Genomic DNA, 24,130 nt, shown 5'->3' on the forward strand with positions numbered 1-24,130 from the left:
TTTTTTATTGGACTCCTTACTTTCAAGCTAGCACATTTGCATGCTGCCCAAGTTTAAATGCTTCATGAAGAGATTCGACCGCCTTCACCATTTCCTTTTCATTGACGACAGTCGAGACTTTAATTTCAGATGTGCTGACCATTTTCACTTGGATGCCTGTATTGGCCATCACTTCAAACATCTCGGCAGCCACTCCTGGATTGGAAACCATACCAGATCCGACGATGGACACCTTGGCCAATCCACCCTCCGTTTCGACTCGGTCGAATGACAATTGTTCCTTATTGTTTTCCAGTACGATCAAGGCCGCTTGCGTATCTTCACTTTTTGTGGAAAATGATAGATTGGTCGTATCCTCGGCTGTCATGCTTTGAATGATGATGTCCACATTAATCCGGTTTTTCGCAAGTGTCGTGAAAATTGTGGATAATGCACCAAGTGATTGGGGCAATCCATATATTGTGACCCTTGTAATACTGTCTTCAAAAGCAATGCCGCGTACAATTAAGTTTTCTTCCATAGTTGCTTCCTCCTCAATGATCGTTCCTGATTCTCTCTCCATGCTCGAACGGACTACAAGCGGAATTTGATAATTTTTTGCATATTCTACAGCCCTTGGATGAAGGACGCCCGCCCCTAGGTTGGCAAGTTCCAGCATCTCATCATAAGAAATGGATTGGAGCTTACGCGCGGCTTTTATGTAGCGTGGATCCGTAGTGAAAACACCCGTTACATCCGTATAAATATCGCATCTATCCGCATTCAGCGCTGCAGCGATGGCAACTGCCGTCGTATCGGAACCGCCTCGTCCTAAGGTCGTGATTTCCCCATTTGCATCGTTCCCCTGGAAACCGGCAACGACCACAATTTTCTTCTCCTGGAGCTGAGCTTGAATCCTCGTGGCATCGATGTTTAAAATCCGGGCATTCCCATGAACGGATTCCGTTTGCATGCCAGCCTGCCAGCCAGTGTACGAAATGGCTTCATGTCCCTCTTCAATCAATGCCATCGTTAACAGGGATATCGTGACCTGTTCCCCCGTAGTCAATAGCATATCCATTTCCCTCTTGCTCGGTGTTCCGGAAATATCCCGGGCCATGGAAACCAATTGATCCGTAGTTTTCCCCATAGCTGAAACAACGACGACTACCTCATTTCCATTCTTCACTTCCTCGATTACCCGATTGGCAACATTTTTTATTTTTTCTACGCTTCCGACGGATGTCCCGCCGAACTTTTGAACGATTAATGCCATCCTAATGCACCCTCTCTACCTTTTTAGGCAATAAAAAAAGCAATGAGAAATATCTCATTGCTGTGATCACATATCCAATACTGTAAACACAGTGAGATAGCTCTCCAGGGTATAAACCCTGACAATCCGCCATTTATTAAATGTCAGACCAGAAAAACAAGGTATGAGTCTTGTCTTCCTTCGGCGTCATCCCCTTTCAAAACCTTTCATGGAAGCTCATACTTCTCCAGGTTTTTACTCTTGAATTCCGCACCTCTATCAGCACTTTTAAGTTGTCTAGTTAAAAATTCCTTCTTATCATAGCATAGAGAATTGCCTGCAGCAAGATTATTCTTGTAATTTTCTAACGATTCCCTCTGCTACCCCTTTTGGCATGCCAGCTTCCATGATTTCCTCGGCCGTGGCCTCTTTGATTTTCTTCAATGACCCAAAATGCCTTAATAATTGCTTCCTCCGCTTTTCCCCGACTCCCGGAATATCATCAAGCTGGGAGTGAACCGCGTTTTTCCCGCGTAGCTGGCGATGAAACGTAATCGCGAACCGATGCACTTCATCCTGAATTCTTTGCAATAGATAAAATTCCTGGCTCCGTGAATCAAGAGGTACGAGTTCAAGCGGATTTCCAATCATTAATTGTGAAGTCCTATGCTTTTCATCCTTAATGAGACCTGAAAGTGGTATATCAAGGCCTAATTCATTCTCCAAAATATCCCTTACAGCTTCCACATGTCCCTTTCCTCCATCAATGATGATTAAGTCCGGAAGCGGCAGCCCTTCTTTCAATACTCGTGAATACCTTCTTCTGACCACTTCACGCATCGATTCATAATCATCAGGTCCATGGACCGTTTTGATCTTATATTTACGGTACTCCCTTTTTTCCGGTTTCCCATCAATGAACACGACTAATGCGGAAACAGGGTCACTTCCCTGGATATTCGAGTTGTCGAAAGCTTCAATTCGATGCGGGGTGTAGATCCCTAATTGGTTCCCGAGGTTTTCCACCGCATTGATCGTTCTTTCTTCATCCCGTTCAATCAATGAAAATTTTTCCTGAAGGGCGATGGAGGCATTTTCATTCGCCAATTTAAGCATGTCTTTTTTCGATCCCCGTTTCGGGTGAATCGTTTTGACACCTAGCAGACCTTCGGCCATTTCTGCATCCACTGACTCAGGCAGCAGGATTTCCTTTGGTTTAAAGTGGTTGGTAATCTCGTAAAACTGACCGAGGAATGTAAGAAGTTCCTGTTCCGGTTCATCATAGACAGGAAAAAGTGAAACATCCCTTTCGATCAATTTACCCTGTCGGACAAAAAATACCTGAACGCACATCCAGCCTTTATCATAGGCAAACCCAAATACATCCCTGTCGATGAAATCGGTCGTCATCATTTTCTGCTTCTCCATCGTAATATCGATGTGGGCAATTTTGTCACGATACTCCTTGGCCCTCTCGAAATCGAGCTCCTCTGATGCCTCTAGCATTTTTTCAGTCAGTTCTTTTTTTATCTCAGTATGTCCGCCATTTAAAAACCGGTTGATATCATCCACCATTTTTTTATATTCCTGTTCCTCAACATCATATACACATGGGGCCAGACACTGGCCAAGGTGATAATAAAGACACACGCGATCCGGTAAGGTATTGCATTTTCTAAGGGGATAGATGCGATCGAGCAATTTTTTCGTTTCGTTGGCTGCAAAAGCATTCGGATATGGACCGAAATATTTCCCTTTATCTTTTTTGACTTTACGCGTAATAATTAGCCGTGGATGCCGTTCCGCCGTCAGCTTGATGAAAGGATACGTCTTATCATCCTTAAGCATGACATTATATTTTGGATCATGTTTTTTGATTAAGTTCAACTCTAAAATGAGAGCCTCGATATTGGAAGAGGTTACGATGTATTCGAAATCCTCAATCTCACTCACCAGCCGCAATGTTTTTCCATCATGAGATCCCGTGAAATAAGAACGGACACGATTTTTCAACACTTTCGCTTTGCCTACATATATGATTGTTCCCTGACGATCTTTCATTAAATAACAACCAGGTTGATCGGGAAGAAGGGCAAGTTTATTCTTTATTTGTTGGTTCATGCATTCAGCCTCCTGTTCTCCCATTTTACAATTATTATATATCAAGATAGCGAAAAAAGCTTCAAGTCCGTAGACTTGAAGCTTTTTTTAGCTATCTTGCTATTACGCGTGTTTTGCAATAAGTTCAGCAAGTGCTTCTTTAGGTTGGAAACCAACCACTTTATCCACCACTTCACCGTCTTTAAGGACGATTAGTGTCGGGATGCTCATCACACCGAATTTCCCAGCTGTTTCTTGGTTTTCATCTACATCCACTTTTACGATTTTCGCTGTATCGCCAATTTCAGTATCAAGCTCTTGAAGAACAGGAGCGATCATTTTACAAGGTCCGCACCATGGAGCCCAAAAATCGACAAGAACTACACCTTCGTTAGTATCTGTAGTGAAAGTTTGGTCAGTTGCATTTACAATAGCCATATATATTTCCTCCTCAAATTTACTCAAATAACTAAAGACAGTATACCATCGTTGCTAGAATCGACGCCAATATTTTGCTTCAGTGGTAGGATGTCCAAAAAAAGAGTAAATATGCAGGCTCAAGCCTTGCCGAATAACACCAAAAAATGAAGGGGCCAGACATGTATCGGCTTTTGCCAAATGTCTTGCCCCTTCATTTTTTTCTATTAAGCGTTAACTTTTAGTTTTTTGAATTCTTCAGTCAGTAATGGAACGACTTCGAAAAGGTCCCCGACAATTCCATAATCAGCTATATTGAATATATTGGCTTCCGGGTCTTTGTTGATGGCAACGATAACCTTGGAGTTGGACATCCCAGCTAAATGCTGGATCGCTCCAGAAATCCCGCAGGCGATATAAAGATCAGGTGTAACGACCTTACCCGTTTGCCCGATTTGCAAAGAGTAATCGCAATAGTCCGCATCACATGCACCGCGGGAAGCACCTACCGCTCCGCCAAGAACTTGTGCCAGTTCTTTTAATGGTTCAAAACCATCTTCACTTTTCACGCCACGGCCGCCTGCGATGATTACTTTTGCTTCTGAAAGGTCGACCCCTTCACTAGCTTTTCTAACAACATCTTTTATGATTGTGCGTAAATCCTTAATATCCACACTTAATGTAGTTACCTCACCAGAGCGTGACTCATCTTTCGCTAATGGTTCAATATTGTTCGGACGGATTGTCGCGAATATCACGCCATCTGTAACAATTTTCCTTTCAAATGCTTTACCAGAATATATCGGGCGGGTGAAAACGATATTTCCGCCTTCTTCTTCAATGGATGTAACATCGGAGATCAATCCTGATTCAAGTTTTCCAGCCAATTTAGGTGCAAGGTCCTTTCCTAAGGCCGTATGCCCAAAGAAAATCCCTTCTGGCTTTTCCTGCTCGATGACTGCAAGCAAGCCTTGAGCATAACCATCTGAAGTATATTGTTTCAATTGATCATTTTCTACAGCAATAACCCGGTCTGCACCATACTGGATCAATTCATCACCGAAACTTTTAACACTGTCACCAACTAAAACACCTACGATTTCCCCGCCATCTGCAGCAAGTTTAGCCGCACCGATAGCTTCAAATGATACATTTCTTAGTGAACCGTCGCGAACTTCGCCCAATACAAGAAACTTTCTAGCCATTTATAAAAACCTCCTGTGCTCTATTTTATCTATTTGTCGTGTGTTGTTGTTTTGAAAAGGACCGTTTCGATTAAATCACTTTTGCTTCGCTGCGTAATAATTGAACAAGTTCCCTAACTTGTTCACCGATTTCGCCGTTCAATACTTTACCAGCTTCTTTTTTAGCAGGAAGATAGATTTCAATCGTTTTTGTTTTTGCTTCAACATCTTCTTCTTCCAAATCCAGGTCATCCAATTCCAATTCTTCAAGCGGCTTCTTCTTCGCTTTCATGATTCCTGGCAAAGAAGGATAACGTGGCTCATTTAGACCTTGCTGAGCTGTCACTAACAATGGAAGGGACGCTTCGATCGTTTCAGAGTCCCCTTCAACATCACGGATAACGCTTACATTTCCATTTGCGATATCAAGCTTAGTGATTGTTGTAATATAAGGAATTTCCAATATCTCTGCAACACGCGGCCCCACTTGACCGGAACCGCCATCGATTGCAACGTTCCCCGCAATGATTAAATCGGCATTTTTACCTTTTAAGTATTCGCCTATAATTTTGGCAGTCGTGAATTGGTCGCCATTTTCTATGTCGTCTTCTATATTTATCAATACGGCTTTGTCAGCCCCCATTGCAAGCGCTGTGCGTAATTGCTTTTCAGCCTCTTCGGTGCCAACAGAAATAACCGTTACTTCGCCGCCCTGTGCATCACGCACTTGAATTGCTTCTTCAACAGCATACTCATCGTATGGATTAATGATGAATTCTGCTCCATCCTCATTAATTTTCCCATTGGATAGTGTAATTTTTTCTTCTGTATCAAATGTTCTTTTCAGCAGCACATAAATGTTCAAGATAATACCTCCCGAATGATTTGAGTTTTGAAGATTATGAATTTTATTGACATATATTATTGTATTCTTCAGGTTTCACCAAAATCCTGCATAATATTTAAAAATAGTTATCTATCAGACGGGAAACATCATTTCCCTTTGAATGCCGCTTCCCTTTTTTCAATAAAAGCGCCAATTCCTTCTTGTGCATCAGCCGTATCGAAAGCTTGGCCAAAGAGGACTGCCTCCCTCTCCACACCTTTATAGTAGGAATCATGCTTGGAAAAATTTAATAATTCTATAGCCGCCTTTAAAGCGAGTGGGCTCTTCCTGGCAATTTTATTGGCTAGTTCCTTCGCTTTTGGAATCAGTTCTTCATCCGTGAAGGACTGATTTGCCAATCCGCATTGCACAGCTTGGATACCTGTAATCGGCTCACTTGTAAACAGCATTTCCGCGGCCTTTGCCATACCGACATATCGAGGAAGGCGTTGAGTGCCGGCAAACCCGGGGATTAAGCCCAACTGCAGCTCAGGCAAACCTAGTTTTGCCCTTTCGGTTACCAAACGGATGTGACAGGACATAGCAAGCTCCAATCCTCCGCCAAGCGCCGCTCCATGAATGGCTGCAATGACCGGTTTTGGAAAAGATTCAATTTTCTCAAATGCAGCTTGACCATTCTTCGTCAGTTCCTCGAAAGCTTTACCATTTTTCACTTCAGTAAACTCTTTAATGTCTGCTCCTGCAGAGAAAAACCTTCCTTCACCATGAAGAACGACAACCCGTACGGATTCGTCCTGCTCCATTTGATCGAAGGCCTGTGAAAGCTCCCCGATGATTGCCGATGAAAGAGCATTTGCGGGTGCATGATCAATCGTTATAAATGCCACATGATTTTCGACAGAAAGCTTAAGGTATTCCATATCTATCCCTCCAGGCATGTAGTCAAACTTTTTTGATAATTCAATATGTATCACTTCCCGATAAAGCTGGAAGCAGAATTAACCGATTCTTTCGAGGATGGCTAGCCACCCTCTATTTAAATCGTTAACTTTTCAAGCCACAGCCGCCAATTAGAAGGCGGTGAACGTCTGTTGCAAGGTCTGGGAGCGAATACTTTTGCTCATTCATGACCCAAGTCGTCACTGTTTCGTCGATCGTTCCAAAAATCATCTGCCTTGCAAGTAAATTATTTAAATCAGGCAGAAATTCGCCGTTCTCTTTTCCTTCTATAATGATCTGATCGATTAAATGTAAATACCCTCTTAACACATCATTAATTCTTAGGCGTAATTCTTTATTAGACTGTCTTAATTCCAACTGAGTGACAATTGCTAAATTCACGTCTTCTGAAAGGTTTTGAAAATGTTTTTGGATGAGCACTTGCAGTTTTTCCGAAGCTGTGGTCTTTCCTTTTAGTTCTTCTTCGATCTGTTCCACAAAATAGCCCATCTTTTCATGGAATAATGATATTAGGATATCTTCTTTATTTTTAAAATAAAGATAAATGGTGCCATCCGCTACGCCTGCCTGCTTGGCGATTTTGGATACTTGGGCTTGATAGTAACCGTTTTGGGCAATGACGATAACGGCCGCATCAATAATTTGATTATACTTTGGTCTGTTGCGTTTCACTGGATGTCCCCTTTCAGAAAATGAATGAATCATCATTCATATTTCTATCATAAAATGACGACCCTTTACTGTCAAGGAAAAACTTCTAAGAGTCCTGACATTCCACATGCTCATTGTACAGCCCCCACCCATAGGTTGTCCAGCCGTTCTGAAAACACGGAGCTTCATTCCGCTGCTCCGTCTAAAGGTGGATGCTTGTTTAAGCTTCTTTTCTATCCTCGGATATTTTTTTCTTCTCTTCTTCGATAAGGACTCTTCTCAAAATCTTTCCTATCGTCGTTTTAGGAAGTTCTTCCCTGAATTCATAGCTGCGCGGCACCTTATAGGAAGCCAGGTTCTTTCTTGCAAAATCATTCAGTTCTTCTTCAGTGGCCTTGGCATTTTTTTTCAGTACGACATAGGCTTTGACGGTCTCACCGCGATATGGGTCAGGAATACCTGCCACGACTACCTCCTGTATGGCCTCATGCTCGTATAAAACCTCTTCCACTTCACGTGGATATATATTGAAGCCGCCTGCAATGATTGTATCTTTTTTCCTCTCGACTACATAAAAGAACCCCTGCTCATCCATGTAACCCAGATCGCCCGTTAGCAGCCAGCCATTTTTAAAAGTGCTTTCCGTTTCATCCGGGCGGTTCCAGTAACCTTGCATTACCTGTGGTCCTTTTATGGCAATCTCACCAATTTCATTCGGAGGAAGCTCTTCACCGGTTTCCAGGGATAGAATCACCGAGTCGGTATCTGGCCATGGCAATCCAATGCTTCCTTTTACACGCGGCTGATCCCAGATGAAATTAGCATGGGTCACCGGGGAGGTTTCAGACAGTCCAAAACCTTCAACAAGCTTCCCGCCGGTAATTTTCTCAAACTGCTCTTGGACCTCTAATGGCAATGGTGCAGAACCGCTTATACAGGCATTGATAGAAGAAAGGTCATATTTAGCGATATCCGGATGGTTCAATAGGCCAATATACATCGTTGGCGCTCCTGGAAACATGGTCGGTTTCTGTTTTTGGATGGTTTTAAGCGTTGCTTCAACGTCAAACTTTGGCATGATGATCATGGTGTTCCCCTCCATGACTGAAAGAACCAAGACTGTCGTCATACCGTACACATGGAAGAATGGCAGAATCGCAAGGACCCTTTCCTCACCGCGCTTATTTTTATAAAGCCAGGCATTGCACATTTTCGTATTTGACAGCAAGTTCTTATGGGTAAGCATGACACCTTTAGGAAAGCCTGTTGTCCCCCCTGTATATTGCAAAAGGGCAAGGTCATTATTCACATCGATACGCTCGGTGACATCTTCGGGGATCTTTCGTTTCATGATTTCGGAAAATAAATGATGATTGCCCGAATGCTCCACATTGATGACGATTCCGTATTGCTTTTTTTGAATAAAAGGATAGATAAGATTTTTCGGGAAAGGCAAATATTCTTTGATAGCGGTTACAATTATATCTTCTATATCCGTTCTTGAAGCGACGGCAGCGACACGGGGAAATAAAATATCCATCGCTAAAATTATTTTCGCTCCGGAATCTTTCATTTGATACTCTAGTTCACGTTCGGTATAGGTTGGATTCGTTTGAACCACGACTCCGCCGGCCATCAATATTCCAAAAAAACTTATGACACCCTGAGGGCAATTAGGAAGCATGACGGCAACGCGATCTCCTTTTTGAAGACCGATACTTCTTAAATAGGCTGCGAACTTTAACGCAGATTCATACACTTCTTGGAAAGTTAATTCTTTTCCCTGGAAATGAATCGATACTTTATCAGGGAATTCTTCGGCTGATTCCTTCAAAAAAGAATAAAGAGGTTTATCTTCGTACGACAAAACAGCTGGTATCTGTTCCGGATAAATAGCTTGCCATGGCTTATTGCTCATTTGCCCCCTCCTTCTGAATATTCCCAATACTCTTTATCATTATAATACAACCGGGATTTTCTTACAATTGCTGAAATTCAGAAAAGTAAGCATAAAAGCTGTTTATGAGTGGTGGAGCAGTCATTATGACTTGTACCTGCCAAGAGGGAATATTTGATAAAACACTAAAGATGAGAAACAAAAAAAGGAGTGTTTTACTCCTTAGTTTTAATTCTATACCAATATTTATATTTTTCTTCAAATCCCAATTTTCCGTACAAGCAAGAAGCAGGCGCATTCGTTTCTATGACCTGAAGATAGGCATTTTTTGCCCCATTTTCTTTACCCCAATGCAATAGATTACGAATGATTTTTGCACCATAGCCTTGGTTTCGAAAGTTTTCATGGGTAATGATATTGTACAGGCCTATGTATTTGTCTTCCAAAACACCCATTCCACTTGCTGACACGGTTCCACTCTCATCAGTCAACAACATAAAGCATGTTTTTGGAATGATATTCCCTAACATCTTTTTTAGGATGGTTTGATCATGATCATTAACATTACTTAGCAGGCAGAAATGGTGAAACCAGTCATCGTGTAAATGCTCATACTTGATGACATTGGTTTCATTAGGTGATCCTGTTTCTACCAAATTTAATACCTGGACACTTGTTTTACCTTCAAGGACATACCCGGACTCTTCCAGTACACTATCCAAGATGATAGGCTTAGCCTGTGGAGTGATTTTGTACACGGCCATATCATTTCTTGCAAAATATAATTGTTCACAATTCAATATTTTCTTTTTCACATTTTCATTCGATAAATAGATGGGATTAATAGAATTCGCCCGTTTCGTATATCCATCCGCAAATCGGATAACCCAGCCATCATAGATTTGCGTTTGCAGGGCCGGTAAAGCGTTCATCGATAGTTCTTCAATCTTTTGCATCAATTTGGAGCGATTCATGTTCTTCCTCCTCTTCCGAAAAGTCTATTTGACCATTATCATTATACACGCCCCCCTTTTTTTAATAGAATTCAAATAAAAGAAGCGGCACAATGGCCGCTTCAATTGAAGAATATCATATAAATGATTCCTAACAGGAAAAAGATTCCGCAACAAACAATTAAGACTTTTGCAAGCTTCTCCACAGTTTTCTCCCTCTCATGAAGGGCATTAAGAAATTCCGGCGCCGATGACAAAAGATAATGCGATTGAAATGATCATCGATAGGAATCCAACTGCCCGATTATCTTTTTGTATCTCTTCATCTATTTTAAACCGAGGAGTCATAAATTCAAAAATGAAATAACCGATCAACAGAAGGACAAATCCGTATACGCCCCAGCCAATCATGGTAAGAAGCGAATTCTGATGGAGGATGGACTGTTGGAATACATAGGCGATCCCAAATATTTTACCGCCAGTTGCCATCGCGACAGAAAGGTTTCCCTGTTTGATTTCCTCCCAGTTCTTGTACTTTGTGACAAGTTCAAAAATGGCTAAAAAAACAATCATGCAAAGAATAACGACACTGTATCGAGCAGCTATATATACATATTCATTTTCCCACATGTTCTCCATGGTCCAACTCCCGAATGGTAACTAGCCACCCGGCTTTTGCAGTAGCCGGAATGGCCACTTTCCTTTATTTAAATTCCACCACCGTAACACCTGTTCCGCCTTCACCGGCTTCACCGAAGCGAATCCTTTTGACGGAGCGGTGATTTTTCAAGTATTCCTGAACACCGGACCGGAGAGCCCCCGTTCCTTTACCATGAATGATGGAGACACTCGAATAACCAGCCAAAAGAGCATCATCAACGTACTTTTCCACTCTTGATATTGCATTTTCAAAGCGTTCGCCACGCAGGTCGAGTTCCACGCTAACGTGATAATCCCGTCCCTTTATCGTGGTAAGCGGTTTTATTTCTTTTACTTTCGTTGCCTTGATGAATTCTAGGTCAGACTCCTTCACCTTCATCTTCATGATGCCGATCTGAACCTGCCATTCATTACTTGAGACCTTCTCGATTAAGTGACCTTTTTGACCAAAGCTTACGACCTTCACTTCATCTCCAGGCTTCAAGCTTTTATCCAGCGGCCTCGCCGCTTTATTTGATGTTTTTTTCAATTTTGGCGTCGCGTTTTCAAGCCGTTTTTTTGCATCGATCAGTTCATGCTCTTTAACATCGGCATGCTTTTCCAGACGGAGTTTACGCAAATCGGCAATAATCGCTTCCGCTTCTTTTTGGGCATTTTCAACGATTGCCGCTGCCTCTTTTGCAGCCTTTTCGACCATGGCATCCCGTTCTTCATGATATTCACCAATTTGCTTTTGAAGGTCTTTATGAAGAACTTCAGCCTGTTTCAGGTGATCCGCTGCTTCCCGTTCCTCTTCTTCAGCCTTCTTGCGGCTGTCTTCAAGGGAGGCTATCATATTCTCAACTTTATTCGTATCCTCACCAATATGGCTGCGGGCGCTGCTTATCACGCTTTCTTCCAAACCAAGGCGCTTGGAAATTTCAAATGCATTACTCCGTCCCGGTACACCGATCAAAAGTTTATAGGTAGGACTTAAGGTTTCCACATTAAATTCTACGCTTGCATTAATGACGCCTTCCCGATCATATCCGTACGCTTTTAATTCTGGGTAATGTGTCGTTGCAATCACACGTGCTCCGCGCTTATACACTTCATCCAAAATGGAAATGGCTAAAGCGGCACCTTCCTGAGGGTCGGTTCCCGCACCAAGCTCATCGAATAAAACAAGGCTGTCATAATCGACATTCTTTAGGATATCGACAATATTGACCATATGCGAAGAGAATGTACTTAAGCTTTGTTCAATCGACTGTTCGTCGCCAATATCGGCATAAACAGAGGAAAACACAGCCGTTTCGGAACCATCCAGCGCAGGGATTTGCAGACCGGACTGGGCCATTAAGGTACAGAGGCCAATTGTTTTCAGTGTAACCGTTTTACCTCCTGTATTGGGTCCAGTGATGACGATTGTCGTAAATTCATCACCAAGGAAAATGTCATTTGCCACGACAACATCACTCGGAATGAGCGGATGTTTCGCTTTGAATAATTTCACGCGTCCCTCATTATTCAGAATCGGTTTGGATCCTTTTATCGCTTTTGCATACTTTGCCTTGGCGACAAGGAAATCAATTTGTGCAAGCACTTTGACATTATGAAGCAATTCTGGGGTGAACGCACCGACTTTTTCCGATAATTCGACCAATATCCGTTCTATTTCCTGTGTTTCCTTCACTCGGGTTTCCTGCAGGACATTATTCAGTTGAACGATAGCTTGCGGTTCAATGAACAGCGTCTGCCCAGATGAGGATTGATCATGAATGATCCCTCCATACACACTGCGGTATTCCTGTTTTACCGGGATCACAAAACGGTCATTCCTGATGGTGATGATGGCATCCGATAACATTTTTGATGCGTTGGAAGAACGGATCATGCTTTCTAGTTTTTCCCTGACACGGCTTTCGTTCGTCCGAATCTGGTTCCTTAGGGTACGAAGCTTATCGCTGGCAGAATCCATCACTTCGCCATGTTCACTTACTGCATACGTAATTTCCTGTTGCAAATCAATCAATGGATGAAGGGAATCGATATATTCCGCTAAAAGCGGAACATCAATTTCCTGCTCTGCGAGTTCATCGAAGAAACGGCTGAGGATCCTGCCGGCACGAATCGTACTTGCAAGTTCCATCAATTCCATCGGCGAGAGCATCCCGCCAATCTGTGCCCTTTTTGCATGTGGACGGATATCAAAAATCCCGCCCAACGGCAAGTTACCTTTCAGCCGGACGATCTTGGCTGACTCATCTGTTTCTTCCTGCCATCTCGACACCTCTTCAAAATCAGTGGAAGGCATCAATTGCTGTGCCTTCTCTTTTCCTATGGAAGAGGATGCGTGTGAGATTAATTGTTCTTTTATTTTATGAAATTCCAATGTCTTTAAAGCTTTATTATGCATGGAGTTAAAGCTCCTCCTTATTTATGGGCAAATAGTTAATCATTTCTCTTTAAAAACGCTAATAATCCATCCTTATCCCTTGCATTAAGGACCGTTGATTCTTTAATCCAGCCCTTTTTCGCCGCCGAGACTCCAACAGGCATATGTTCAAGCATATCGATGCTGTGGGCATCGGTATTGATTACGATCGGAACGCCTGCTTCCTGTGCCTTGCGGAGATGGGGTGGCGCCAAATCCAATCGGTTCGGATTCGCATTCAATTCCAATGCGGTATTCGTCTCGCGTGCCAGTTCGATCAGCATCTCCATATCAACATCATATCCGGTGCGTCTGCCGATAATCCTTCCCGTTGGGTGGGCGATGATATCGACATGCGGATTATTCAGAGCCGTTTTTAAGCGCTCCATGATCGTTTCCCTAGGCTGTGAAAAGCTTGAGTGAATCGATGCGATCACCAAATCCAGCTCCGCAAGCAGTTCATCGTCATAATCAAGTGTCCCATCAGGGAGTATATCCATTTCAATCCCTGAAAGAACGGTAAAGTCATCATATTTTTCATTCAGTTCATGGATGATTCGTTTTTGTTCACGTAAACGCTCCACGGTCAAGCCATTCGCCACTTTCAAATATTGCGAATGATCGGTGATGGCCATATAGCGATAACCTTTTGCACGGCATGCTTCAATCATTTCTTCAATCGTATGAGCCCCATCACTCCATGTGGTATGCATGTGCAGGTCACCTTGTATGGCCTCTATAGATATGAGAGGTTCCTTAGCATCATATTGCTCCACTTCCGTTCCGTCTTCACGCAGCTCTGGGGGAATGAATGGAAGGCCAAAATGATTATAAAATTGTTCTTCCGTTTCAAACGTCAATACATCACCGGTTTCAACCACCTCCACACCATATTCGCTGATTTTCTCTCCGCGATCTTTAGCCAGCTGGCGCATCCGCACATTGTGATCTTTCGAACCGGTAAAATGATGGAGTGTCGTGATGAATTCCTTATCCTTCACAATTCGGAAATCGACAGAAATATCATATTCATAATCAAGCACGACCGATACTTTTGTATCACCGGCTGCAATCACTTGTTTTATGCCCGTTAAAGCAAGCAGTTGATTCTTGACTTCATCGGGATGATCTGTCGAGATGATGAAATCGAGGTCCTTGATCGTTTCCCTCATACGCCGGATGCTGCCGGCTCTGGATGATCGTATGATGCCTTCCATGTTCGCTAGGGCCGTTTCAATAACATCCGCAATCGGCCTCATGAAGGCAAGGGGCAGCCGTTCAGGCCTTGAACCTGCCTCGGCAATTGCAGACAGGATCTTCTCTTCCGTTTTTTTGCCGAAACCGGCAAGCGCCGCGACCCTGCCCTCTTCACAGGCGATTTTAAGGTCATTCACATCATTGACATGCAGCTCTTTATGAAGTTTGGCAATTTTCTTCCCACCCAAACCCTGAAGCTGCAAGAGCGGAATCAACCCTTTCGGCACCTGCTCCTGCAGCTCTTCAAGTACGGTCGATTTCCCCTCATTTATATACTCTTCGATGACAGATGCCGTTCCTTTCCCGATTCCATTTAAAGCGGTAAAGTCTTCGATAGCCGTAAGGCTCCGATCATCCGTTTCCAAGGCGCCTGCTGCCTTTCGGAAAGCTGAAACCTTGAACGGGTTCTCTCCTTTTAATTCCATATATATTGCGATTTTTTCTAATAATTTAATGATATCTTTTTTATTAATTGTCATTTAATTCACCGCCGAAAAAATTAGTAGGGTGTCCCATGTTTACTTTCTTAAAGATACCTTTCTTGGAGGTAAAGTACAAGCAGTCCGATTCTTAACTTTCGAACCAAATTGGAGGGAGATAACATTCAAATACATAAAAAGGGGCCTCCCCCGTTCAAAGTATAGGAATCTAGGACTTTGAGAAAGGGAGGCAGGCCCTCGTATATTGACATTAAGATTGTTTTAATTCATTAAACCAAAGGTCTTTCACTTGCTCGGACAGGAACGGCGTGTGTTTCACGATCGTTTCTGCCAGAAAAGATTCCGTTAATGGTTTCTGGATGGAATCCATTGGCAGCATGGCAGCTATATATAATATAATAAACATGATAAGATAGACTTCGAGAAAACCCAATATCCCTCCACCCCAGCGATTCAGCTGTTTTAAAATCGGAAGATGGGTAATGAAATTGAGCATAGATCCTATCATTTGCCAAAGAATCTTGGCAGCAAAGAAAATGATCGCAAAGGCAATCGCATTGTAATAAGCCGTTTCAAGCCCGACTGTATCGAAAAACATATTAAGGGTCGAGGAATCACTCATCGTTGGAAACGGGATCCACAATTTCAAATTGGGAGCAAGATCTCCGTAAAATACATATGCGACGATGAAGGCTACTATAAACCCTGTCATATGAACCATTTGTAAAATGAAGCCACGCTTTAAACCGATTAATAAACCGATTAAAAGAATGGCCAGAATTGCTAAATCAAGCATGTACTCAGTCCTTCTCTCTCTTTAATTCCAGTTGAAGCTGGTCTAGTTCATCTTTTAATTTAATATATTCGTGGATGGTATTCACGGCCGTTAGTACCGCTAGCTTGCTTGTATCCAAATATGGATTTTTCATCCTGATCTCTCTCATTTTTTCGTCAACCATCGAAGCGACCAGGCGCATATGACTTGCGCTTTCTGTACCGACGATTGTGTATGGTTGACCGTATATATCAACTGTTGTTTTATTTCGTTTATCGTCTGACAAAATGATGCCCCCAATCTAAACAATCCTAATTCTATCATATCATGAAGTTTTTCGTCACGAAAGATAGTACAGCGTCATTTCTCGCATAAAAACTGCAATAATTTGTCAGATGAAAACGACTCTAGGATGAAAATTACCTGAAAAATAAAATGATGTTAGGAGTTTACCCATTATGTCCCATGTTGTTTTACTTATCAGCCCTGAACAAATAAAGGTGATGAAGTCCCATTATTCTTCATCCTTAGCCGCCAAACTGCCGCCAGGGAGCATCTTTTCCGCCAAACCGCCGTTATGTACGGTGACCGCCTATAAATCCGGCAAAGTACTCTTTCAAGGTAAGAATGCCGAAATAGAAGCGGTAAAATGGCAACAAGGTACCACCGCTGCGGCTCCAAAGAAAAAAACGGCATCATCCTCATCAGTCAACGTCCATCGATATTCACCACCTGCAAATATCGGAACCATGTCAGTGATTGGTTCCGATGAAGTAGGAACAGGAGATTATTTCGGTCCCATCACCGTTGTAGCCGTATATGCAAAAAAGGAGCAACTCGCCCTATTGAAGGAACTTGGTGTCCAGGATTCCAAAAACCTGAAAGATCCACAGATTATCGAAATTGCCAAACAGATTAAGGATGTGGTGCCATTCAGTCTGCTCACATGCGACAACCCGAAATATAATACGCTGCAGGCAAAGGGAATGTCACAAGGAAAAATGAAGGCCCTCCTCCATAACCAAGCAATCAAGCATCTCATGCAAAAAATGCACCCGGAACAGGCGGAAGCGGTCCTTATTGATCAATTCGCTCAACCAGATGTATTTTTCAATTACCTAAAAGGCCAAGAACTATTTCAAGCTAATGCCACCTATTTATGCACAAAAGCGGAAGGCATACACCTAGGAGTGGCAGCCGCTTCCATCCTGGCCCGATATGCATTCGTCAAACGCTTTGATTTGCTGAGTGAAAAAGCCGGATTCAAAATCCCTAAAGGTGCCGGCTTTGCAGTCGATGAAGCAGCTGCAAGATTGATTCATGAAAAAGGAATCGATTCATTGAACGAATTCACGAAAATCCACTTCGCCAATACAGAAAAAGCGAAGCGATTATATCAACAAAAATATCATAAATAAGGGAACAGCCGCTTTTTTTATTGATGAAAAACACGTTTTACTCGTAAATTCACATGTCTTACTCGTGAATTTACACCATTTACTCGTGAGTTCACACGCTTTACTCGTGAATTTACACCATTTACTCGTGATTCACACGCTTTACTCGTGAGTTCACACGCTTTACTCGTGAATTCGCATGCTTTACTCGTGAATTTACACCATTTACTCGTGAGTTCACACGCTTTACTCGTGAATTCACACCATTTACTCGTGAATTCACACGCTTTACTCGTGAATTTACACCATTTACTCGTGAGTTCACACGCTTTACTCGTGAGTTCATAAAAAGACAGCTTCCCAAGATTCAGGGAGCTGTCTTTTTGGTTTTATCCTCTAAGTTCTGCGCCAGCTTTTTCTTTAACGGCTTCAAGCACTTTTTCATGTGCTTTTGTAATATCTTCGTCCGTTAGCGTCCGTTCCGGGTCGAAGTATTTCAGTGAGTAGGCAATGGATTTCTTGCCTTCCTCCATTCTTTCACCTTCGTATAAGTCGAAGATGCTTACTTCTTTCAGCAGTTTGCCACCGGCTTCTTCAATAATATTCTGAATGTCCCCGGCTTTCGTAGCTTGATCCACAACGAGCGCGATATCGCGTGTAGTTGATGGATAGCGCGGAATGGTTTGGTATGCAATCGGCGCGACTTCGGCTTCGGCCAATGCTTTTAAGGAAAGTTCGAAAATGTATGTTTCTTTAATATCCAAGTCTTTTTGGACAGTTGGGTGCACTTGGCCGATAAAGCCAATCACATCACCATTCAACAGTACTTCTGCTGTCCGTCCTGGATGCATGTCGTTAATTTCCGCTTGGCGATAACTGATTTGATCAGCTAATCCCAGTGTATCGAATAATGCTTCGATCACGCCTTTGGCTACAAAGAAATCCACTGGTTTTTTTTCACCTTGCCATAGATGCGATTCCCATAGGCCAGTGATGGCTCCTGCAATATGTTCTTTTTCTTCAGGCAGTTCTTGTTCGTCCTGCTTAAAGAATACCGAACCGATTTCATACAGTGCCAGTGAATCAATTTGGCGGGCATTGTTATATTTCACGACTTCCAGCAATTGAGGTACGATGCTCAAACGCAATTGGCTTCGTTCTTCACTCATCGGCATTGCTAAACGAATGGATTCTCTTGCTTCCAATGCGAATTGGGACGCTTTTTCCTGGCTTGTAAGTGAATAGGTCACCGCTTGATAAAGGCCTGCGCCTTCAAGGGTACGACGTGCTTTCCGCCGTTTAATTTGATAGTCAGTCAATTGGCCTGGAGTAGCAGAACCGATCGGCAGCGTAGCTGGAATGTTATCATATCCGTATAAACGTGCAGCCTCTTCAACTAAATCAGCTTCAATTGTAATATCGCCACGGCGCGTAGGGACAGTGATTGTGAACGTTTCATTGTCAAGTTCCACGCCGAATTGCAGGCGTTTGAAGATCGACTCCACTTCAGTTACGCTCATGCTTGTTCCAAGAAGTGTGTTGATTTTTTCCAGTGTGATGCTAATGACCGCTGGTTCCATTGTCAATTCGTCAACTTCAGCCGTTCCTTGTAAGACTGTTCCGCCAGCATATTGTGCAATCAACTGTGCGGCACGTTCTCCAGCTTCACGAACACGGGCCGGATCGACGCCTTTTTCAAAACGGGCACTTGCTTCACTGCGCAAGCCGTGGTCTTTTGAAGCTTTACGAACTACTGTACCTGCAAAATATGCACTTTCAATAATGATGTTCGTTGTATCATTTTTCACTTCGGAATCCGCTCCGCCCATCACACCAGCAATCGCAACAGGCTCGCTGCCATTTGTGATCACTAAATGGTCAGGCGTCAAAGTCCGTTCCGCTTCATCCAATGTTACGATTTTTTCAGCATCCTTCGCTCTGCGGATGACGATTTCCTTTGAACCAAAGCGGTCATAATCAAAGGCATGTAGCGGTTGACCATATTCAAGTAAAATGTAGTTCGTGATATCGACCACATTATTATGAGGTCGGATACCTGCAGACATTAACCGAGTCTGCATCCAAAGTGGTGAGGGTCCGACCTTAACATCTTTGATGATTTTAGCAATGTATATCGGGTTATCTTCTTTCGCTTCCACTTTGACACTGATATTATCAGATGCTTTTTCAGCTGCCTCTTCTTTCTCGACAACCGGCCATTTCACTTCCCGGCCTAGGATGGCACCCACTTCGTATGCAACACCAAGCATACTCAATGCGTCAGAACGATTTGGAGTCAGCCCAAGTTCCAGCACTTCATCACTTAAACCAAGTTCTTCCAATGCATCTTTCCCTACTTCCACATCATTAGGGAAGACGAAGATACCTGTTGCATAGTCCTTTGACACAAGCTTGGATTCGAAGCCCAATTCTTGAAGCGAGCAAATCATCCCGTGCGATTCTTCTCCGCGAAGTTTCGCTTTTTTGATTTTGAAATTACCTGGAAGGACTGCGCCAACGGTAGCGACTGCGACTTTTTGGCCTTTATCGACATTCGGTGCTCCACAGATGATCTGGACGGGGTTTTCGGCACCGATATCAACTTGGCATTTATTCAATTTATCCGCATTTGGATGCTGTTCACGTTCAATGACATGCCCGATGACGACTCCTTTAAGCCCTTCACTCTTTTTTTCTACCCCTTCAACCTCAATGCCGCTTTTCGTGATTTTGTCAGCTAGTTCCGTCGCATTGATGCCTGAAAGGTCAACATAATCTTGTAACCATTTATATGACACAAACATGGTAGGTCCTCCTTTTTAAAATAAAAATTTATGCTTCGTGATGGTTGAATTGTTTTAAGAATCGGACATCATTCGTATAGAAGTGACGAATATCATCCACACCGTATTTCAACATGGCAATCCGTTCCACGCCAATTCCAAATGCGAATCCCGAGTATTTCTTGGAATCGAAGCCAGCCATTTCAAGGACGTTCGGATGAACGATCCCGCCGCCAAGCACTTCGATCCAGCCTGTTTGTTTACAAACGCTGCAGCCTTTACCACCACAGATTTTACAAGAAATATCCACTTCGACAGAAGGCTCCGTAAATGGGAAGAAACTTGGACGAAGTCGGATTTCACGGTCTTGCCCAAATACTTTTTTCGCAAATACATCAAGCGTCCCTTTCAGGTCGCTCATGCTGATGTTCTCATCGATGACCAAGCCCTCAATTTGCTGGAATTGATGGGAGTGTGTCGCATCATCGTTATCACGGCGATATACTTTTCCTGGGCAGATGATTTTAACAGGACCTTGACCTTTATGTTTTTCCATCGTTCTAGCTTGAACAGGTGAAGTGTGCGTACGCATCAGGATTTCATCCGTGATATAGAATGAGTCCTGCATATCACGTGCCGGATGGCTTTTTGGCAAGTTAAGTGCCTCGAAGTTGTAGTAGTCGCTTTCAACTTCGGGACCTTCTGCAACGGTATAACCCATTCCGATGAATAAGTCTTCGATTTCTTCCACGACACGTGTTAATGGGTGAAGATTCCCCTTGTTAACCGGACGTCCTGGGAGTGTGACGTCAATCGTTTCAGTTGCCAGCTTTGCATTGATTGCCGCAGTTTCAAGTGCTTTTTGTTTCTCCTCGATCTTTGTTGCAATCGCTTCCCGAACATCATTGGCTAGTGCCCCAATCTTCGGACGTTCTTCGGCTGATAATTTACCCATGCCGCGCAATACCTCAGTGATTGGCCCTTTTTTCCCTAAATAAGCAACACGGACTTCATTCAGTTCTTTTAATTCGGAAGCGGCGGCAACTTTTTGCAACGCTTCTTCCTGCAGTTCTAGTAAACGTTCCTGCATCATGTCTTCCTCCTTTATTTTCCTGTTGTAAAAATGAACACAAAAAAAACCCAATCCCTAAAGGGACGAGGTCTATGTATCGCGGTACCACCCTTATTAGTGCACGAACAAATAAACTTCTGCACTCACTTCATTAAAAATAACGGCTCTTCACCGGAACATTTTTCGGACAATATGTCTTCCCAATGCCAACTCGAAAGGTGAATTCCCTTAAGGTGCCATAAAAATGCTTTCAGTCAAGGCATTTTTTCCCTGGATATGGATAACTTAAGCTACTACTCTTTGTCATCGTTGTTTCAATATAAAATTCTGTTTTATTATATTATAATTCCACGGCCGTTTCAAATCGATTTTCGTAAATGGTACATTAAAATCCCTGCAGCGATCCCCACATTCAGTGATTCGCTTTTTCCGTAGATGGGGATATAAAGGTTTTTAGTCGTTTTCTTTAGTAATTCCTTAGACACTCCTTGACCTTCATTGCCGACCAGCAGGGCAAAACGAGAAGACTTTTCCACTTCGTCAAATGGGGATGCGCCTTCCAATGCCGTGCCATAAACAGGTGTGCCGATTTGCTTCAGCTCATCGATGATCTCTGAAAGGTTCCCTTTAATGACAGGCATATGGAATAGGCTCCCTTGCGTCGAACGGACCACTTTGGGATTATACAAGTCGGCACATCCTTCGCCAAGAATGACCGCATCGATTCCTGCCGCATCCGCTGTCCTGATCATCGTTCCAATATTCCCCGGATCTTGTACGGCATCGATCAACAATAGTTTATCCGGATTAATGGACGTCATGTTCGTTAATTTCTGTTCACAAACCGCTGCAATTCCCTGTGGGGCTTCGGTATCGCAAATCGCTTTCATAATATCACTTTTCACATAAATGACTTCTGTTCCTTCCAGCTTAAAATGGCCAGGCATTTCAGTTTCTTCATTTACGATCACTTCCAGGACGATTTCTTCTTTTAAGGCTTCTTCAACTAGGTGAAAACCCTCGACTAAATATTTGCCTGTTTTATCGCGTTCTTTTTTCGTCAATAGCTTTTTCCATTGCTTCACTTGCGGGTTTTTTATGGATTCAATATATTTCAAGGGTAAACGCTCCTTTAACTTCACACTGATTTTCCTATTATAACGCAATTCACATACATATTGCATGCCAGTTTGTGAAATGCTATTAATGTCAGTCATTATGTGTTAGAGGAGGAATAATTGTGAATTTAAACCTACGTAATGCGATCATCCAAAATGTATCTGGAAATTCGCAAGATCAGCTAGAAGACACGATTGTCGATGCCATACAGAATGGCGAGGAAAAAATGCTTCCTGGATTGGGAGTACTATTCGAGGTCATCTGGCAAAATTCATCTGAACAGGAAAAACAGGAAATGATCACTGCCCTTGAAGCAGGATTAAAAAAATAACAGCCTTCAAAGGCTGTTATTTTTTGATTTCGCTTTGCCGGCTTTCAGTTCTTCGATGGAGACTTCCTCATCAAGCAGCAAGATGAACTTTTTTCCGTTCACTTCTTCAAGCATCGTTTTTGTCTCAGCAAAAGAGTAGCCGTATTTCGTGAAAAAGCTGCGTAAATCTCCAGATCCTTCATCTGTGAAGTAGTGGAAGATTCTCAAAAAAAAAGTGTCCTCCTTATCCTGATTGGCGATGATCAGTATATCCGTATGTTCATTTCCAAGCTGCACATCGTTTTTTATATCAGCTGCTACTGTCATTTGGTTGCCAGTCACGCCTTTAGCTTTTAAGTCCTGAATTGCAGCAAGTAATTCCGGATTAGAGTCAAAAACACCATATACGTTTTTTTCCATGTTTCTCCCCCTCCTTGTTACTCTACTTAAAATAAAATTCCTATGTCATTATACCTTGCGGCTTTATCAATAAACAAGCAAATAGTCCATTGGGGATTCCTAACTAATGAACGAGGAAACCCCTTGCCTAAAGGGTTTTTTCGCAATCCTAAAAAAATTAAGCCTTGTGCAGGCTGTAGACAATTTGAACGCTGCCTCCAGGCACTCGCTTTTCCCGCAGGAGTCTCACACACCCGTTCCAATCAACTTTGTTTTGAAATTTAGATAGATCCCCTTTTGTCTACAAACTGAAATAACAGCCTTGCGCAGGCTGTTATTTCGGGTCTTACAGATTATCTGTGTTAATTCGATTTTTGATGTATTCATCCATCAAGCCTTTCTCCTGCTGCCCGGTCCGATCCAGTGCTCCTTGAGCATCCAAAGCTTTTTTAGCGTCCCCATTGGGGTTGCTTGCTAATTTCCCTAAATGGTCCGCCTGCTTTTGCTCCTTATATTTTCCGATGGAGTTCCCACTGATTTCCCATTCTTGGGCTTGCTTCGTATCCAGCTCTTCCTTTTCAAAGATGTTAGTAGAATTTCCGTGGAGTTCCTCGTTTCTTCCTGGCTGTGCTTCTACTTCCCTTGTTTGATATGCATTCGCTGTTGTTTCAGGAAAAAGGTTCGGGTCCGGATTGTTCACCACCCCTGTTTTAAGCGGATTCACTTCAGATAATCCGTCGGCATCCTTCATGCCTTTGGAAGTTTCGCCATCTCGTTGTGATACGGTTTTCGATTCATCTAAAAGAATCAGGAATTTCCCGGCCTCCACTTCATTTATATAATCGGTGGCTTCACTATCGGAAAGCCCTAAGTCACCTAATCGGTTCCTTATATCTTCTGAACCCACGTTCAGGAAAAAGTGCTTCATCTTATCAATGAAGGAATCCTCATTAGAGTTCGTAACGACATCAACATCCGGACCCGGCTTTTCATTGAAAAAATCCAAATCTTCTTTCTTATCAGCCATTACAGTTATTTCACTTTCATGAACCCCTTTTTCCTGGAGGGATTGTATAGCCTGGATTACTTCTTTTTCCGTATTAAAAACACCATATAATGTTTTTTCCATGCATCTTCCTCCTCTGATCATTCCGATATTCCTTCTTATGTGTATTTATACCCTGATGGGCGTCATTTAAACAAAAAATGGCTCATTCAAAGGTTTGCCTCCCCTAAGTTCGAACCTTTAGCCAGGCTTT

Annotated in this window: 21 protein-coding genes, 1 riboswitch and 1 other annotated feature; of the genes, 2 read left to right on the top strand and 19 right to left on the bottom strand. The window is 42.8% G+C overall.

The genetic code is table 11. The annotated features are described in order from the left end of the window. Positions 1–22: 22 nt before the first annotated feature. From UP17_RS17880 to zapA, 14 genes are all read right to left on the bottom strand, one after another. On the bottom strand, positions 23–1,255 hold the full coding sequence (locus tag UP17_RS17880) for an aspartate kinase (protein ID WP_061464308.1): 1,233 nt from the start codon (positions 1,253–1,255) through the stop codon (positions 23–25). Between the two features lie 89 nt (positions 1,256–1,344). Next, a riboswitch (Lysine riboswitch) is annotated at positions 1,345–1,521 on the bottom strand. Between the two features lie 61 nt (positions 1,522–1,582). Further along, positions 1,583–3,355, bottom strand: a complete 1,773-nt coding sequence (gene uvrC, locus UP17_RS17885) for an excinuclease ABC subunit UvrC (RefSeq protein ID WP_061464309.1) — start codon at positions 3,353–3,355, stop codon at positions 1,583–1,585. 102 nt (positions 3,356–3,457) lie between these two features. Further along, the gene (trxA, locus tag UP17_RS17890; RefSeq protein WP_061464310.1) at positions 3,458–3,772 is read right to left on the bottom strand and encodes a thioredoxin; all 315 of its coding nucleotides are present in this window, start codon (positions 3,770–3,772) and stop codon (positions 3,458–3,460) included. A 206-nt stretch (positions 3,773–3,978) separates the two neighbouring features. Then, positions 3,979–4,956, bottom strand: a complete 978-nt coding sequence (locus UP17_RS17895; RefSeq protein WP_061464311.1) for an electron transfer flavoprotein subunit alpha/FixB family protein — start codon at positions 4,954–4,956, stop codon at positions 3,979–3,981. A 70-nt stretch (positions 4,957–5,026) separates the two neighbouring features. After that, on the bottom strand, positions 5,027–5,800 hold the full coding sequence (locus UP17_RS17900) for an electron transfer flavoprotein subunit beta/FixA family protein (RefSeq protein ID WP_061464312.1): 774 nt from the start codon (positions 5,798–5,800) through the stop codon (positions 5,027–5,029). A 128-nt stretch (positions 5,801–5,928) separates the two neighbouring features. Next, positions 5,929–6,702 carry an enoyl-CoA hydratase gene (locus tag UP17_RS17905; RefSeq protein WP_061464313.1) on the bottom strand — a complete coding sequence of 258 codons (774 nt, stop codon included), beginning with the start codon at positions 6,700–6,702 and terminating at the stop codon, positions 5,929–5,931. 124 nt (positions 6,703–6,826) lie between these two features. After that, positions 6,827–7,414, bottom strand: a complete 588-nt coding sequence (locus tag UP17_RS17910) for a fatty acid metabolism transcriptional regulator FadR (protein ID WP_061464314.1) — start codon at positions 7,412–7,414, stop codon at positions 6,827–6,829. 199 nt (positions 7,415–7,613) lie between these two features. Beyond that, on the bottom strand, positions 7,614–9,311 hold the full coding sequence (locus tag UP17_RS17915; protein WP_061464315.1) for a long-chain-fatty-acid--CoA ligase: 1,698 nt from the start codon (positions 9,309–9,311) through the stop codon (positions 7,614–7,616). Positions 9,312–9,505: 194 nt separating this feature from the next. Continuing rightward, on the bottom strand, positions 9,506–10,264 hold the full coding sequence (locus UP17_RS17920) for a GNAT family N-acetyltransferase (RefSeq protein WP_061464316.1): 759 nt from the start codon (positions 10,262–10,264) through the stop codon (positions 9,506–9,508). A 210-nt stretch (positions 10,265–10,474) separates the two neighbouring features. Further along, positions 10,475–10,882 carry a DUF350 domain-containing protein gene (locus UP17_RS17925; protein ID WP_061464317.1) on the bottom strand — a complete coding sequence of 136 codons (408 nt, stop codon included), beginning with the start codon at positions 10,880–10,882 and terminating at the stop codon, positions 10,475–10,477. 64 nt (positions 10,883–10,946) lie between these two features. After that, a complete protein-coding gene (locus tag UP17_RS17930) occupies positions 10,947–13,301 on the bottom strand; it encodes an endonuclease MutS2 (RefSeq protein WP_061464318.1) in 2,355 nt (784 codons plus the stop codon). Between the two features lie 35 nt (positions 13,302–13,336). Further along, positions 13,337–15,055, bottom strand: a complete 1,719-nt coding sequence (gene polX / locus UP17_RS17935) for a DNA polymerase/3'-5' exonuclease PolX (RefSeq protein WP_061464319.1) — start codon at positions 15,053–15,055, stop codon at positions 13,337–13,339. Positions 15,056–15,266: 211 nt separating this feature from the next. Then, the gene (locus UP17_RS17940) at positions 15,267–15,812 is read right to left on the bottom strand and encodes a CvpA family protein (RefSeq protein WP_061464320.1); all 546 of its coding nucleotides are present in this window, start codon (positions 15,810–15,812) and stop codon (positions 15,267–15,269) included. A gap of 4 nt (positions 15,813–15,816) precedes the next feature. Next, positions 15,817–16,077, bottom strand: a complete 261-nt coding sequence (gene zapA / locus UP17_RS17945) for a cell division protein ZapA (RefSeq protein WP_048678967.1) — start codon at positions 16,075–16,077, stop codon at positions 15,817–15,819. A gap of 172 nt (positions 16,078–16,249) precedes the next feature. Here zapA and rnhC point away from each other — a divergent pair, with 172 nt between their 5' ends. Further along, a complete protein-coding gene (rnhC, locus tag UP17_RS17950) occupies positions 16,250–17,209 on the top strand; it encodes a ribonuclease HIII (RefSeq protein WP_061464321.1) in 960 nt (319 codons plus the stop codon). Positions 17,210–17,577: 368 nt separating this feature from the next. Here the strand turns inward: rnhC and pheT are convergent, their stop codons facing one another. From pheT to UP17_RS17965, 3 genes are all read right to left on the bottom strand, one after another. After that, entirely contained in the window at positions 17,578–19,992 is a 2,415-nt protein-coding gene (gene pheT, locus UP17_RS17955) for a phenylalanine--tRNA ligase subunit beta (protein ID WP_061464322.1), read from the bottom strand. Between the two features lie 28 nt (positions 19,993–20,020). Next, positions 20,021–21,061 (bottom strand): phenylalanine--tRNA ligase subunit alpha, encoded by a 1,041-nt coding sequence (pheS, locus tag UP17_RS17960; RefSeq protein ID WP_061464323.1) that lies wholly within the window; start codon positions 21,059–21,061, stop codon positions 20,021–20,023. A gap of 58 nt (positions 21,062–21,119) precedes the next feature. Next, positions 21,120–21,359, bottom strand: a binding site (T-box leader). Positions 21,360–21,402: 43 nt separating this feature from the next. Beyond that, the gene (locus UP17_RS17965) at positions 21,403–22,161 is read right to left on the bottom strand and encodes a TrmH family RNA methyltransferase (RefSeq protein WP_061464324.1); all 759 of its coding nucleotides are present in this window, start codon (positions 22,159–22,161) and stop codon (positions 21,403–21,405) included. 122 nt (positions 22,162–22,283) lie between these two features. Between UP17_RS17965 and sspI the strand changes: the two genes are divergently transcribed. After that, positions 22,284–22,493, top strand: a complete 210-nt coding sequence (gene sspI, locus UP17_RS17970) for a small acid-soluble spore protein SspI (protein ID WP_061464325.1) — start codon at positions 22,284–22,286, stop codon at positions 22,491–22,493. Between the two features lie 6 nt (positions 22,494–22,499). On the opposite strand, the gene UP17_RS17975 is transcribed toward sspI, so the two are convergent. Both UP17_RS17975 and UP17_RS17980 read right to left on the bottom strand, forming a co-directional pair. After that, a complete protein-coding gene (locus UP17_RS17975; protein ID WP_061464326.1) occupies positions 22,500–22,892 on the bottom strand; it encodes a general stress protein in 393 nt (130 codons plus the stop codon). A 325-nt stretch (positions 22,893–23,217) separates the two neighbouring features. Then, positions 23,218–24,000 (bottom strand): YflT domain-containing protein, encoded by a 783-nt coding sequence (locus tag UP17_RS17980; protein WP_061464327.1) that lies wholly within the window; start codon positions 23,998–24,000, stop codon positions 23,218–23,220. Positions 24,001–24,130 lie beyond the last annotated feature (130 nt).

The organism is Peribacillus simplex (assembly GCF_001578185.1).
GTDB classification, from domain to species: domain Bacteria; phylum Bacillota; class Bacilli; order Bacillales; family DSM-1321; genus Peribacillus; species Peribacillus simplex_A.